This window comes from Pseudomonas sp. P20 (genome assembly GCF_016463925.1).
Classification (GTDB): Bacteria; Pseudomonadota; Gammaproteobacteria; order Pseudomonadales; family Pseudomonadaceae; genus Pseudomonas; species Pseudomonas aeruginosa.
This window is the reverse complement of sequence record NZ_JAEMVM010000014.1, coordinates 198,843-212,936: the sequence shown is the minus strand read 5'-3', so window position 1 is coordinate 212,936 and position 14,094 is coordinate 198,843. Positions and strand designations below refer to the sequence as shown.

The window sequence follows — 14,094 nt, the reverse complement described above, 5'->3', positions numbered from 1 at the left end:
CTGAATGGTGGATTTCGCCACCATCTGTACCGGTCCCGCTTTCGCTCACCCTGGAGTCCCGCTCATGACCCTTTATCTGCAACTCGCCGAGACCCTCGGTTCGCGCATCGAACAGGGCCTCTACCGTCCGGGCGACCGGCTGCCCTCGGTGCGGGCCATGAGCATCGAGCACGGCGTCAGCCTGAGCACCGTGCAACAGGCATACAGGCTGCTGGAAGATCGCGGGCTGGCCGAGCCGCGGCCGAAGTCCGGCTATTTCGTACCGGTCGCGCGACAGATGCCGCCGCTGCCGGCGATCGCCCGCCTGGCCCAGCGGCCGGTGGAAATCTCGCAATGGGAGCAGGTGCTGGCCCTGGTCAGCACGGTACCGCGGCCGGACGTGGTCCAGCTCGGCCGCGGCATGCCGGACATCTCCAGCCCTTCGCTGAAACCGCTGACCCGCAGCCTGGCCCGGCTCAACCGCCACGCCGACGCCCGTGCGCTGGCCTACGACGGGATCCACGGCTCGCCGTTGCTGCGCGAGGAAGTCGCCCGCCTGTTGGTGGACTCCGGCTGTCGAGCCACCGCCAGCGACGTGGTGATCACCACCGGCTGCCACGAGGCCCTGTCGGTGAGCATCCGCGCGGTGTGCGAACCGGGCGACATCGTCGCGGTGGAATCGCCGAGCTTCCATGGCGCCATGCAATCGCTGAAAGGCCTCGGCATGAAGGCCCTGGAGATCCCCACCGATCCGGTCAACGGCATCAGCCTGGAAGCCCTCGAACTGGCGCTGGAACAGTGGCCGATCAAGGCCATCCAGGTGACCCCGAACTGCAACAACCCGCTCGGCTACATCATGCCCGAGTCGCGCAAGCGGGCGCTGCTGGCCCTGGCCCAGCGCTACGACGTGGCGATCATCGAGGACGATGTCTATGGCGACCTGGCCTACACCTATCCGCGCCCGCGCACCATCAAGTCGTACGACGACGATGGCCGGGTGCTGCTCTGCGGGTCGTTCTCCAAGGTCCTGGCGCCGGGCCTGCGGATCGGCTGGATGGTACCCGGGCGCTACGCCGACCGCGTGCTGCACATGAAGTACATCAGTACCGGCGCCAGCGCCCTGCAACCGCAACTGGCGATCGCCGAATTCATCGGCAACGGCCACTACGAGCCGCACTTGCGGCGCATGCGCGCCCAGTACCAGCGCGGACGCGACCTGATGATCGACTGGGTGGCGCGCTATTTCCCGGAGGGCACCCGCGCCAGCCGGCCCCAGGGCGGTTTCCTGCTCTGGGTCGAACTGGACGAGGCGTTCGACACCCTGCGCCTGGACAAGGCCTTGCGCAACCGCGGCGTACAAGTCGCGGTGGGCTGCATCTTCTCCGCTTCCGGCAAGTACCGGAACTGCCTGCGGATGAACTACGCGGCGTTGCCGACCCCGGCCATCGAGCAGGCGGTCAGGCGAGTAGGGGAGAGCGCTTGCGAGCTGCTGGAGCCTTGCGAGGCCTGAGCGGCAGTCGTGCTTTCGACGCAGTCGACGATTGCACAAATAGCAAATGCTAATCATTCGCATTGTTTGCTAGAGTTGCCTGATGCATGCATCCGCCGGCGCCGCTGGGCGCCGGTCACCAGGAGACCATCGTCATGTCGCAACCCGCCTATCGTCTGTTCAATGTCGAACTCAAGCGCCGCGAGCAACTCAGCCCGGCGCTGACCCGCTTCGTCTTCGGCGGCCCGGAGGTCGCCGAGATGAAGACCCTGGCCGCCGACCAGCGGATCAAGATCTTCTTCCCCGATGCCAGCGGCCAGCCGCCCAGCCTGCCCGGTGGCAGCGAGTGGTACCAGGCCTATCGCAGCGTCGAGCCGGCTCGCCGGCCGCCGATGCGTACCTACACCATCCGTGCGCTGCGCGCCGAGCAGGAGGAGGTCGACGTGGAGTTCGTCCTCCACGGCGAGAACGGCCCGGCCTCGGCCTGGGCGACCCACGCGCGGATCGGCGACCGCCTGCAACTGGCCGCGCCCAACCGGCAATACGGCGATGACCCCGGCGGCTACGAATGGAAGCCGCCGGCTGGCGTCCGCCATATCCTGCTGATCGCCGACGAAACCGCCTTGCCCGCGGTGGCGGGAATTCTCGAGGAGCTGGCCGGCGAAGCCGAGCCGCCGGTGGTCGAGGCCTTTCTCGAAGTGCCGGGAGAAGCCGACATCCTCGACCTGCCGGCGATTCCCGCTGCGCGCCTGCACTGGCTGCCGCGCCACCAGGCCGGCATCCATTCGCGCAACGGCGAGCGGATGATCGAGGCGGCGCGCCAGGCGCGGCTGCCGGAGCGCGAGGTGGCGGGGGGTGCGGCCCAGGAGCTGGAGGACATCGATATCGACGAGGAGATCCTCTGGGAACTGGCGAGCCCCGAGAGCGGCAGTTTCTACGCCTGGGTCGCCGGCGAGTCGGCGGCGGTGATGGCGATCCGGCGCTACCTGGTGCAGGAGCGCGGTATCGACAAGCGTCATCTGACCCTGATGGGCTATTGGCGCCTGGGCAAGGTGTTCGACTGATGGGCCGCTTCGTCGGGAAACAGGCGGACGGCTACGAGACGCGGATCGGCCGCCTGTTGCCGGGCTACGAGTTGCTGCACCTGCTCAGTCGCGCGCAGTTGCTGGCCCGTCTGCCGGAACGGGCGCGCCTGCTCAGCGTCGGCTGCGGCGCCGGCGGCGAACTGGCGGAGCTGGCCGGGTTGCGTCCAGGCTGGCGTTTCGTCGCGGCGGACCTGTCGGCCGACATGCTCGCCCTGGCCCGCCAGCGCTGCGCCAGGCTCGGCCTGCTGGAGCGGATCGAGCTGCACTGCGGCGACGTCGCCGGGCTACCGCCTGCGCCGCCTTGCGATGCGGCGCTGGTCCTGCTGGTGCTGCATTTCCTGCGCGGCGACCAGGCCAAGCGGCGCTTTCTCGAGGCGGTCGCCGAGCGTCTGGCGCCAGCGGCGCCGTTGCTGCTGGCCAACCTGATGGAAGCCCGGGACGCCTTCGAACGTCCGGTGCAGGCCGAAGCCTGCCGCTTGGCCGGGCTTTCCCCGGAGGACAGCGACGGCATGCTGCAACGCTTGCGCGAGGATTTCGATCCGTTGTCCGAGCAGCGCCTCGGCGAACTGCTGGAAGACACCGGCTTCGTCCTGCCCAGCCGCTATTTCCAGGCCGTGGGCTACCAGGCCTGGATCGCCTTCCGCGCCGGCTGAGGATGCCTCAGGCGAGGCGCGCCTGCGGCGTGATCTGGCGTGGGTCGGTCAGCAGCTCCAGCAGCGCCGGGCGTCCGCTTTCGCGGGCGCGGCGGAACGCGGCGGGGAAGTCGGCGCTGCATTCCACTCGTTCGGCGTGGGCGCCGAAGGCTCGCGCCAGGGCGACGAAGTCGGGGTTGTCCAGGCGGGTGGCGGATACCCGCCCGGGATATTCGCGCTCCTGATGCATGCGGATGGTGCCGAGCATGCCGTTGTTGACCACGATCACCACCGGCGTCGCGCCGAACTGCGCGGCGGTCGCCAGCTCCTGCGGATACATCATGAAACAGCCGTCGCCGGCGAAGCACACCACGCTGCGCTGCGGATCGCGCAGGCTGGCGGCGATCGCGGCGGGCAGGCCGTAGCCCATGGCGCCGTTGGTCGGCGCCAACTGCGTGCGGGCCTGGCGATAGCGGTAGAAGCGATGCACCCAGACGGCATAGTTGCCGGCACCGTTGGCGATCACCGCGTCGTCCGGCAGGTTTTCGCTGAGGTACGCGACCACGGACGCCAGGTCGACGCCCTGGACGGCGGGGTCGCTCGCGGCCGGGGTCGAGTAGGCCAGGTAATCGGCATGGGCGGCTTCGCGCCAGTCCTGCCAGGTGCTCGAGGGCAACGGCGCGAGGTCGGCCAGGGCCTCGGCGAAGGCACACGGGGTGGCCTGGATCGGCAATCGCGCCAGGTAGACGCGGTTCAGTTCCGCGCTGTCCGGATGCACGTGGATCAGCGTCTGCGCGGGGGCCGGACTACGCACCAGGCTGTAGCCAGCGCTCGGCGTTTCGCCCAGGCGCGCCCCGACCACCAGCAGCAGGTCGGCCTGGCGCAGCCGCTCCAATAGCGCCGGCGCCGCGCCGAAGCCCAGTTGTCCGGCGTAGTGCGGGTCACGGTTGTCGAACAGGTCCTGGCGACGGAACGAGGTGGCCACCGGCAGGCCATTGGCCTCGACGAAGGCGCCTAGCCGTTTCCTGGCGGCACTGTCCCAGCCGCTGCCGCCAAGTACCAGCAGGGGGCGCCTGGCGTTCGCCAGCAGTTCGCGCAGTTCCGCCATCGCCGTGGCGCCCGGCCGCCCCGGAAGCACCCTTGGCTCCGGCGCATCGGCGACCTGCGCGGAACCGAAGAGGATTTCCTCGGGCAGGGCGACCACGACCGGGCCCGGTCGGCCCGAGGTGGCGACGCTGAAGGCGCGGCCGACGATCTCTGGGATGCGTTCGATACGGTCGATTTCCACGGCCCACTTGGCCAGGCCCGAGAACATCTGCACGTAGTCGACTTCCTGGAACGCCTCGCGGCCCTTGAAGGCGCTTTCCACCTGGCCGACGAACAGGATCATCGGCGTCGAGTCCTGCTGCGCCGTGTGCACGCCATTCGCCGCATGGGTGGCACCGGGGCCGCGGGTGACGAAGCAGATGCCTGGTCGGCCGGTCAGCTTGCCGTAGGCATCGGCCATGTTCGAGGCGGCACCCTCGTGGCGGGTGACGATGGTGCGGATGCCGTTGGCGTCGTGCAGCGCATCGAGCACCGGCAGGTAGCTTTCCCCGGGGATGCAGTAGACGGTATCGACGGCATTGCGCCGCAATGCCTCTACCAGGATCTGCCCGCCGTTGCGCTGGGGAAGGGAGTCGGACATGAGGGCCTCGCTGCGCACGTTGTGGTTGCCCCGATCTTCGGCCCAAAGCGCGCCAGCGCCAAGCGACCTTTCTTCGCGAGTTCATTCCCGTGGCGCATGAACCCTCGTTCTTCGTTGCGGAGGAGGCCCCTTTCAGCGCTTCATCTGGACGAGAAGGGGACTGGAGCGTCATCGCAACGGGTCTCCTCTAGGCGGATCGGAGAGCGCGGTTTTCCGCTCGTTTCTCCATCTTCTCCTCAATTATGTCTATGTAACTATTTCCTCTAGCAAAAAGGATTGTTCTTACATTATTTATAAATTTTCTTTGTTAGTTTTTCCTCGAGCAGTGCTGTTTGGCGGCTTCCTGAGGGGAAGATTTTTGCTGGGGCGCTGAGATAAAGGACGAGTTTTTGTTTGGTCGTCGGTAAGTTTCGGCTTTTTGTCTTTTAGTCCGATGGGCAAGGGTACCAATGAGCAGGGAGGTTTTTAGGGTGAAATTTTTATCCGGTTTCTGGGAGCGCCGTCGTGCGAATGGCACTCCTCTAGTGTGTATCGAAGAGCGTGGCAGTGGTGCAGGCGAATTCTCGTCGGTGTCCCGTAGGGTTGAAACTGCTCCTGACGTACGTAGCGTTGCGTCTGCAGATTCGGAGCAGTGGATACATTCCCAGGAGTACGAGCTTTCTTTCTGGAAGGATAAATGGCCCTATCGCCATCTGTCTGTCGAGGAACTACAAGAGGCCCGGCATAAGGATGCAATGTGGTTTCTTGGGAAGATGGGGTTCACGTACGGCTCCTCGCATTATCGCTACGAAGGTTTTGAAGGTAAGGTTTTGGAAGTAGGTAGTGGGCCGATCGGCTTTTTCGAGAAGGTCGAAGGCGTGACAGTGACTGCCCAGGACTCATTGATGGGGCTGTATGCAGAGAATCTTCCATTCTCGATTCTCGGGGAAAGAGGTTCTTCTTGTTATATAAGGGATGGTGTTGCCGATATAGAGAGTGCGTTCGATTTCGTCGTTTGCTCAAATGTGCTTGACCATACGGCCGACTGGATCCAGTTCCTGGTTGACTGTGTGGGCAGGTTGAGGACGGGCGGTGAGCTACTGTTGGTGACTGACTCTCGCGGAGTTCCAGCAATCGGGCATACACAGATATTCAGTCATGATCAACTGGTTCGTGTCTTGGAGTTGCTGGGAGCAAAGCAGTTCAAGGTGAAAGCCGTCGAGCGGGAGGATGGCGTTCACTGTGACTATCGTCATTATTTTCGGGTGGTTTTCTGAATTTCTCCGTGTCAATTGCTCTGCCTGGACGGGCGCTAGATTGGTATCGGCATTTCGGGGCTGGAGCCGGAAATATTGTGTTGGTGGCCAGTGGTTGGATGGTTTTGATTGAAAAATAAAATATTATGAAAGGGATTTTCATGAAGAAGTCTATGATTTCTTGTTTGTGTTTTGTGCTTCTTCTGCACTTTTTATTGGTTTCGAAAGTTGCGGCGGAAGTCTTTTGTGAGTCTTGTCTACAGGTGCGGGTGGAGCGCCCGCTAGTAGTTAGGGGTGGGTCTCACGAGCCTGGCCTGGATACTAAGTTTTATGTAATAAAGCTCTCTGAAAATTTATTCAGAGGCTACAGTTCCGGAGGTGGTGATGCTTACGCAATAACCGGGCCGGAGGCCTGGTCTATGGGCTGGCCTGCCAATAAGGTGTTAAGTAAAGGTGCCGCAGGGTCCTACAGCGAGTGTGGAGTATGGATAAATTCTCCGGTTAAGATCGGAGATGTCTATGTTGCAGCCGTGCATCAGGAGCAAAAGTGCGACTACATCAATGGTGGGCAGGCGCACAAGTCAATGGGAGTATCGTTTTCTTATGACGGTCTATCTTGGGTTAATCCAATTACTGTGTTGACCAGCCCTGAGGCACCGAAGATGGGGACCCAATCTGGGGAGGGTGACTGTTCACTGGTTCGGGCCCCCGATGAAGGCTACCTCTATATGTATTGTTTCAGGCCGGGGCGATGGGATAATATCGTGGCGCGTGCTCCGGAGGCATCTTATATGTTCCCGTCAAGCTGGAGGAAATTATATAAAGGAAATTGGAGTGAGCCTGCGATTGGTGGTATGGCAGATAGTTTGGGTGCTATAGGGAGTAGTGTTGGGTATTGGCGGGCTGGACGTAAAGTTATTGCGCTTGATCTCGATCCATGGTTTGGCGGGATAAAGCTGTCATTGTCCTCGGATTATAAGAATTTTTTTACTCTTAAGGATCCTCTTGTTCCGTTTGTTAAAAATGATTGGGATCGAAATTTAATTGGGAAGTCAACTGACTTAATCGCATATGTGGGGGTCGTGAATCTATTTGGTGGCGGGAATCGAGTTGATAATTCCGGCTGGGGTATCACCTATACTTATATACCGCATGGAGGAACGCTAAAGGAAAAGTATCTCGTCTTTCAAGGGGTTAACATGAAGGTGGTTAGTGAACCTAAACAGGCTTCCGTAGGTTTGGCTCTTACCCGCTGGGAGCACAGGAGTGGGAAATACAGAGTTACTACTCTGCCTGTGGTGAGACAATCCGAGTACACCGAGCGTAATCGTATCGCATATCTCCTGACTCGTCCTGTCGTTGGTATTGAAACGCTTGAGGTGGAGGAGTGTGTGAATAGACAGGATCCCGATGATTATCTCGTGACTGATGCAGGAGGATGTGACGGGAGCGGACATGATCGAATCGCTACTATCGGTTGGGTGTATAAATATCCACAAAAAAATACGGTCCCTATTTATCGCTGTTACTCTCCGCTTGGCGAAAATCATTTTCTATCATCGAATGCAAGGTGTGATGATTTGGGAAGCTTGGAATGGAAGCTTGGATATGGTTTGAAGTAAGGCAAAAATTTTCGATTGCCGCTTCAGTTGTTTCCACGTGTTCTTACGGGCTATTGGTTTGTAGCCCCCTGCAAGAGGCTGTCTGCCGAAATCATGCCGTCCGACGTGCAGCGACTGACATCGATCAAATCAGCCACCACTTGAACAGGAAGAAGAACGCCATGCCCAGCAGCATGCTCGCCAGGGTATTGCGGGTATAGAGCACCAGCGCCACGGTGACTGCGCCGCTGACCAGGTAGGGATTGTCGTAGCCGAGGTCGATGCGGCCCTCGGGCATGAACACGATGGGGCCGCAGATCGCCGTGAGCATTCCCGGCACGGCGAAACCGAGGAACTGCCGCAGGTTGCTGCCGAGACGGATCGGCAGGCGCGGTTCGAGGAACAGGTAGCGGTTGAGGAAGACGATCGCGCCCATCCCGAAGATCACTGCCCAGACCATGGCGCCTCCCGATACAGCTTGTTGCAGATGAAACCGGCGGCCATCCCGGCGAGACCGGCGAGGACCAGCGCCGAACTCCATTGCCAGTGGCTGAACAGCACCGAGCAGAACAGCGAGGTGGCCACGCAGACCAGTGTCGGTACGTTGCGCACCAGCGGCGCGACCAGCGCGATGAAGGTGGCGGCGATGGAGAAATCCAGGCCCAGGTGTTCGAGACCGGGAATGCTGCGGCCAAGCAGGATGCCGGCGAGGGTGAACAGGTTCCAGGCGATATAGAAGGTCAGGCCGACGCCGAGGGCGTACCAGCGGTTGAAGTTGCGCCGGTCGTGCTGGCTGGCGAGGGCGAAGAACTCGTCGGTGAGCAGGAAGCCCAGGCCGATCCGCCAGCGTCCCGGCAGAGGTGACAGGACCGGCCGCAAGCTCATGCCGTAGAGCAGGTGCTGCGAGGTCAGGAGGAGGGTGGTGAAGATGACCGAAAAGAACCCGGCACCGCCCTTGAGCATGCCGATCGCCACCAACTGGGCGGCGCCGGCGAAGACGATGGCGGACAGGCCCTGGCCCTCGGCCGGGGTGAGGTTGGCTTCGATGGCCATCGATCCCGCCAGCAGCCCCCAGGGCGCGACGGCCAGGGACAATGGGAGGATGGCGACGGCGCCGCGGAGAAAGGCTTGGCGGGGCAGGTCGTGGGCAGTCATGGGGGCATGGCGGTGGTGAACGTCGGTCCAGCATGCCAGCAGGCGCATCGGGCTGGCTTGAACGATCTTGCTCTTCGTATCCGTTATCCACGCAGGCGAAAGCGGCCGGTGTCCTTCCTTATATAAGGAGGACGGGCAGGGCAGGCGGCGGACGAGCGAGGGCCGCTCGAGGGCGCTGCGAAGAATCGAGGGAGAGAAGAACCGGAGCGGAGCTAACGCGGATGCTGACCGATCTTGTGGCCGCGGAACTTGGCGCCGAGGGACGGCTGGTAGGACATGGAACACCCGGTTTATTGCTGTTGTAGGGTTGGCACAGCTTAGCCTTGTTCAATTTTTCGTACAACGGAGCCTGTAAAATATCTGCTGCACCAGGTTGAACACCTTGCCTGGCCTGGCTTTGGCCGCTTTCGCGATGCGCTGGAAGGCCCTGTCTACGGCCATTTCGCCGTCCGCGAGGGCGACGAGAGGGCTATTGACAACAAATTGGCTTTCCGATTGACTCTGGCTCCAGCCCCCGCATGATTGAAATTTTTAACAAAAAAGGTGTTGCATCATGTCGGTACCCCTGCGTGCCGTTCAGCTCACTGAGCCGAGCCTGTTCCTTCAGGAACATCCCGAGGTCCAGTTCGTCGACCTTCTGATTTCAGACATGAATGGCGTGGTTCGCGGCAAGCGAATCGAACGCAACAGTCTGCCCAAAGTCTTCGAAAAAGGTATCAACCTTCCCGCTTCCCTGTTCGCCCTCGATATCACCGGCTCCACCGTAGAGAGTACCGGCCTGGGTCTCGACATCGGCGACGCCGACCGGATCTGCTACCCGATCCCCGGCACCCTCTCCATGGAACCCTGGCAGAAGCGCCCGACCGCGCAACTGCTGATGACCATGCATGAGCTGGAAGGTGATCCCTTCTTCGCCGACCCCCGCGAAGTCCTGCGCCAGGTGGTGGCCAGGTTCACCGAGATGGAACTGACCATCGTCGCCGCCTTCGAGCTGGAGTTCTACCTGATCGACCAGGAGAACGTGAACGGCCGGCCGCAGCCGCCGCGCTCGCCGATCTCCGGCAAGCGTCCGCAGTCGGTGCAGGTGTACTCCATCGACGACCTCGACGAATACGTCGAGTGCCTCCAGGACATCATCGACGGCGCCCGCGCCCAGGGCATCCCGGCCGACGCCATCGTCGCCGAATCCGCACCGGCGCAGTTCGAGGTCAACCTGCATCACGTCGCCGACCCGATGAAGGCCTGCGACTATGCGGTGCTGCTCAAGCGCCTGATCAAGAACATCGCCTACGACCACGAGATGGACACCACCTTCATGGCCAAGCCCTATCCGGGCCAGGCCGGGAACGGACTGCACGTACACATCTCGCTGCTCGACAAGCACGGCAACAACATCTTCACCAGCGAGGATCCCGAGCAGAACGCCGCATTGCGCCATGCGATCGGCGGCGTGCTCGAGACCCTGCCGGCCTCCATGGCCTTCCTCTGCCCGAACGTCAACTCCTACCGCCGCTTCGGTTCGCAGTTCTACGTGCCGAACGCGCCGAGCTGGGGCCTGGACAACCGCACCGTGGCCCTGCGCGTGCCCACCGGCAGCCCGGACGCGGTACGCCTGGAACATCGCGTCGCCGGCGCCGACGCCAACCCCTACCTGCTGCTGGCCTCGGTGCTTGCCGGGGTGCACCACGGGCTGACCAACAAGGTCGAGCCGGGTGCCCCGATCGAAGGCAACTCCTACGAGCAGTTGGAGCCGAGCCTGCCGAACAACCTGCGCGACGCCCTGCGCGAACTGGACGACAGCGAGATCCTGGCGAAGTACATCGATCCGAAGTACATCGACATCTTCGTCGCCTGCAAGGAAAGCGAGCTGGAGGAGTTCGAGTACTCGATCTCCGACCTCGAGTACAACTGGTACCTGCACACCGTGTGAGCATGGGCGGGCGGCTCCGGTCCGGCGCCGCCCGCCCGTTCTTCCGTCGAGGTTCCCACCCTTGCTGAAGGTAGACGGCGGCAAGCCTGCGGTTTCCGCCCGTCCGCCTTCCTTTGCTGTGCATTAGAAAAAGAAGAAATCGAGGCAAGCATACCCATGTCGAATCCTCCCCCCACCGCAGAACGAACCCAGCTTCGCAAGTCCCTCAAGCTGTGGCAGATCGTCATGATCGGGTTGGCCTACCTGACCCCGATGACCGTCTTCGACACCTTCGGCATCGTATCCGGGATTTCCCAGGGACACGTGCCCACCGCCTACCTGCTGGCCCTCGCCGGCGTGCTGTTCACCGCGATCAGCTACGGCAAGCTGGTCCGCCAGTTCCCCACCGCAGGCTCGGCCTATACCTACGCGCAACGAGCGATCAATCCCCATGTCGGCTTCATGGTCGGCTGGTCGTCGCTGCTGGACTACCTGTTCCTGCCGATGATCAACGCACTGCTGGCGAAGATATACCTGACCGCATTGTTCCCCGAGGTCGCCCCGTGGATCTGGGTGGTGATGTTCGTGCTGATCATGACCCTCATCAACATCAAGAGCGTGAACCTGGTCGCCAATTTCAACACCGTCTTCGTGCTGGTCCAACTGGCGATCATCGTGGTCTTCATCGGCCTGGTGATTCACGGCCTGAACAACGGGGAGGGGACCGCCACGGTGCTCAGTACCCAGCCGTTCTTCTCCGAGCACGCGCATCTCTCGGCGATGGTGGCGGGGGCGACGATCCTCTGCTTTTCCTTCCTCGGTTTCGACGCGGTGACTACGCTGTCCGAGGAAACCCGCGACGCCGGCAGGGTGATCCCGCGGGCGATCTTCCTCACCGCGCTGTACGGCGGGGTGATCTTCATCACCGTGTCGTATTTCCTGCAGTCCTATTTCCCGACCAACGTACGCTTCAAGGAACCCGACGCGGCGCTGCCGGAAATCGCCCTGTACGTCGGCGGCAAGCTGTTCCAGTCGATCTTCCTCTGCGCCACCTTCATCAATACCCTGGCGTCGGGCCTGGCCTCCCAGGCCAGCGTGTCGCGCCTGCTGTACGTGATGGGGCGGGACAACGTGCTGCCGGAGCGGATCTTCGGCTTCGTCCATCCGAAATGGCGTACGCCGTCGATCAACGTGCTCATCGTGGGCATGGTGGCGCTCTCGGCGATCTCCTTCGACCTGGTGACCGCGACCGCGCTGATCAATTTCGGCGCCCTGGTGGCCTTCACCTTCGTCAATCTCTCGGTGATCGTGCATTTCTATGTGCGCGGCGGGCGCAACCGCAGCCTCAAGGAGCATTTCCACTACCTGGTCCTGCCATTGCTCGGCGCGGCCATCGTCGCGGTGCTCTGGCTCAACCTGGAAAGCACCTCGCTGGTGATGGGGCTGATCTGGGCCGGACTGGGCTTCGGCTACCTGTTCTACCTGACTCGCAGCTTCAGCCGTCCGCCGCCGCGCTTCCAGGAGAGCGAGCTGAGCCCGACCCAGTGAGGCGAGCGGTGAATGGATTCAGCGGAAATGTGAAGGAAAAAGATTGGTAATCTTCACGAAATTTTCACGGTGACGGGTCAATCATAGACCCATGGCTAACGGACTAGCCCCCCATCTGAAGCCCGCCTCATGGCGGGCTTTGGCTATCTGCAGACAGCGAATTTCGCGTTTTCCCTCCTTTTCACAGGGGTTTCCGGCCTCCCGGCTGGCAATGCGCCTGCGACGACATGTCCGAATCCAGACAGAATTGGACGCCCCCAAAAAGCGCAGACACGGCTAGAATCCACGCCGTCCCGATCCGGTTCGATGGCCGTGGCGGGGGAGCCCGGTATCCGCTGGTCGGTGTTTCCTGTGGTGCTGCGCGTCCTTCCCTAGACTACCCGGCTCGCTCGAACCATCCCTTCGCGGGGGTGGAACGGCACAGGGTCGTTCGGCATGGAAGCTGCCTGGGCCGGCCTTCGACACACCTATAAGAGTAGAAATCTGCATGACATACCCTGAACGTCCCCTGCTTCATCTGCTGACGCGTACCAGCCTGGTGGGCCAGATCATCGTCGGCCTGATCGCCGGCCTGCTGCTCGCCAGCTTCTTCCCGGCCGCCGCGCTCAAGGTCGGCTTCATCGGCAAGGTCTTCGTTTCCGCGCTGAAGGCCGTCGCGCCGGTACTGGTGTTCGTCCTGGTGATGGCATCCATCGCCAACCACAAGCAAGGCCAGCAGACCCATATCCGGCCGATCCTGCTGCTGTACCTGGTCGGCACCTTCAGCGCCGCGGTGGTGGCGGTGATCGCCAGCTTCGCCTTCCCCTCGAGCCTGGTGCTGGCCAGCCATCCGGGCGAGATGTCGCCTCCGGGCGGCATCGCCGAGGTGCTCCAGTCCCTGCTGCTGAGCGTGGTGGACAACCCGGTCAACGCCCTGATCTCGGCCAACTTCATCGGCATCCTGGCCTGGGCCATCGGCCTCGGCATCGCCTTCCGCCACGCCAGCGACACCACCCGCAACCTGCTCTCCGAGCTGTCCAACGGCGTCTCGCTGATCGTCAAGGTGGTGATTCGCTTCGCCCCGCTGGGCATCTTCGGCCTGGTCGCCTCGACCTTCGCCGAGTCCGGCGTCGAGGCCCTGAAAGGCTATGCCCACCTGCTGGTGGTGTTGCTCGGCTGCATGCTGTTCGTGGCCTTCGTGGTCAACCCGCTGATCGTGTTCCTGAAGATCCGCCGCAATCCCTATCCGCTGGTGCTGACCTGCCTGCGCGAAAGCGGCATGACCGCGTTCTTCACCCGCAGCTCGGCAGCCAATATCCCGGTCAACCTGCAGCTCTGCGAGCGCCTTGGCCTGCACGAAGACACCTATTCGGTATCGATCCCGCTGGGCGCGACCATCAACATGGCTGGCGCGGCGATCACCATCACCGTGCTGACCCTGGCAGCGGTGCATACCCTGGGCATCGCCGTGGACGTACCGACCGCGATCCTGCTCAGCGTGGTGGCGTCGATCTGCGCCTGCGGCGCGTCCGGCGTGGCCGGCGGTTCGCTGCTGCTGATCCCGCTGGCCTGCAGCCTGTTCGGGATTCCCAGCGAGGTGGCGATGCAGGTGGTGGCGGTAGGCTTCATCATCGCGATCCTCCAGGACTCCGCGGAGACCGCGCTGAACTCCTCGACCGACGTGCTGTTCACCGCAGCCGCCTGCGAGGCGGAAGAGCGCAAGGCGAGCGCCGCCTGATTCGATCCCTGGGTCACGGAAGAAACCGCCTTCGGGCGGTTTCTTCGTTTCGCCCCG

The 14,094-nt window shown here is 62.4% G+C and carries 11 protein-coding genes; 8 read left to right on the top strand and 3 right to left on the bottom strand.

All coding sequences use genetic code 11. The features are described 5' to 3' along the window. The first annotated feature begins 64 nt into the window (after nucleotides 1–64). From JHD77_RS20025 to JHD77_RS20015, 3 genes are all read left to right on the top strand, one after another. Nucleotides 65–1,489 (top strand): aminotransferase-like domain-containing protein, encoded by a 1,425-nt coding sequence (locus JHD77_RS20025; RefSeq protein WP_003100354.1) that lies wholly within the window; start codon nucleotides 65–67, stop codon nucleotides 1,487–1,489. A gap of 134 nt (nucleotides 1,490–1,623) precedes the next feature. Next, the gene (locus JHD77_RS20020; RefSeq protein WP_004349552.1) at nucleotides 1,624–2,532 is read left to right on the top strand and encodes a siderophore-interacting protein; all 909 of its coding nucleotides are present in this window, start codon (nucleotides 1,624–1,626) and stop codon (nucleotides 2,530–2,532) included. Then, the gene (locus JHD77_RS20015) at nucleotides 2,532–3,206 is read left to right on the top strand and encodes a class I SAM-dependent methyltransferase (RefSeq protein WP_003100350.1); all 675 of its coding nucleotides are present in this window, start codon (nucleotides 2,532–2,534) and stop codon (nucleotides 3,204–3,206) included. The genes JHD77_RS20020 and JHD77_RS20015 overlap by 1 nt, the downstream gene beginning before the upstream one ends. A 7-nt stretch (nucleotides 3,207–3,213) precedes the next feature. On the opposite strand, the gene JHD77_RS20010 is transcribed toward JHD77_RS20015, so the two are convergent. Then, complete coding sequence (locus JHD77_RS20010; protein ID WP_031634576.1) at nucleotides 3,214–4,872, bottom strand: thiamine pyrophosphate-binding protein; 1,659 nt, start codon at nucleotides 4,870–4,872, stop codon at nucleotides 3,214–3,216. 734 nt (nucleotides 4,873–5,606) lie between these two features. Between JHD77_RS20010 and JHD77_RS20005 the strand changes: the two genes are divergently transcribed. Continuing rightward, a complete protein-coding gene (locus JHD77_RS20005) occupies nucleotides 5,607–6,128 on the top strand; it encodes a class I SAM-dependent methyltransferase (protein ID WP_003113514.1) in 522 nt (173 codons plus the stop codon). A gap of 140 nt (nucleotides 6,129–6,268) precedes the next feature. Then, nucleotides 6,269–7,729, top strand: coding sequence for a hypothetical protein (locus JHD77_RS20000; RefSeq protein WP_031756577.1), 1,461 nt, complete (start codon nucleotides 6,269–6,271; stop codon nucleotides 7,727–7,729). A gap of 124 nt (nucleotides 7,730–7,853) precedes the next feature. On the opposite strand, the gene JHD77_RS19995 is transcribed toward JHD77_RS20000, so the two are convergent. Further along, nucleotides 7,854–8,168, bottom strand: a complete 315-nt coding sequence (locus tag JHD77_RS19995; protein WP_003088669.1) for an AzlD domain-containing protein — start codon at nucleotides 8,166–8,168, stop codon at nucleotides 7,854–7,856. Beyond that, on the bottom strand, nucleotides 8,153–8,863 hold the full coding sequence (locus JHD77_RS19990) for an AzlC family ABC transporter permease (protein WP_023102099.1): 711 nt from the start codon (nucleotides 8,861–8,863) through the stop codon (nucleotides 8,153–8,155). Before JHD77_RS19990 ends, JHD77_RS19995 begins: the two co-directional genes overlap by 16 nt. A gap of 553 nt (nucleotides 8,864–9,416) precedes the next feature. On the opposite strand from JHD77_RS19990, the gene JHD77_RS19985 reads away from it, so the two are divergent. The 3 genes from JHD77_RS19985 to sstT all read left to right on the top strand — a co-directional run bounded on the left by JHD77_RS19985 (nucleotide 9,417) and on the right by sstT (nucleotide 14,037). Further along, entirely contained in the window at nucleotides 9,417–10,793 is a 1,377-nt protein-coding gene (locus tag JHD77_RS19985) for a glutamine synthetase family protein (protein ID WP_003118546.1), read from the top strand. Nucleotides 10,794–10,949: 156 nt separating this feature from the next. Continuing rightward, nucleotides 10,950–12,320: an APC family permease gene (locus JHD77_RS19980; protein ID WP_003106497.1), complete on the top strand. Its 1,371-nt coding sequence runs from the start codon at nucleotides 10,950–10,952 to the stop codon at nucleotides 12,318–12,320. Between the two features lie 487 nt (nucleotides 12,321–12,807). Continuing rightward, the gene (gene sstT, locus JHD77_RS19975) at nucleotides 12,808–14,037 is read left to right on the top strand and encodes a serine/threonine transporter SstT (protein ID WP_003114881.1); all 1,230 of its coding nucleotides are present in this window, start codon (nucleotides 12,808–12,810) and stop codon (nucleotides 14,035–14,037) included. The last annotated feature ends 57 nt before the right edge of the window (nucleotides 14,038–14,094 follow it).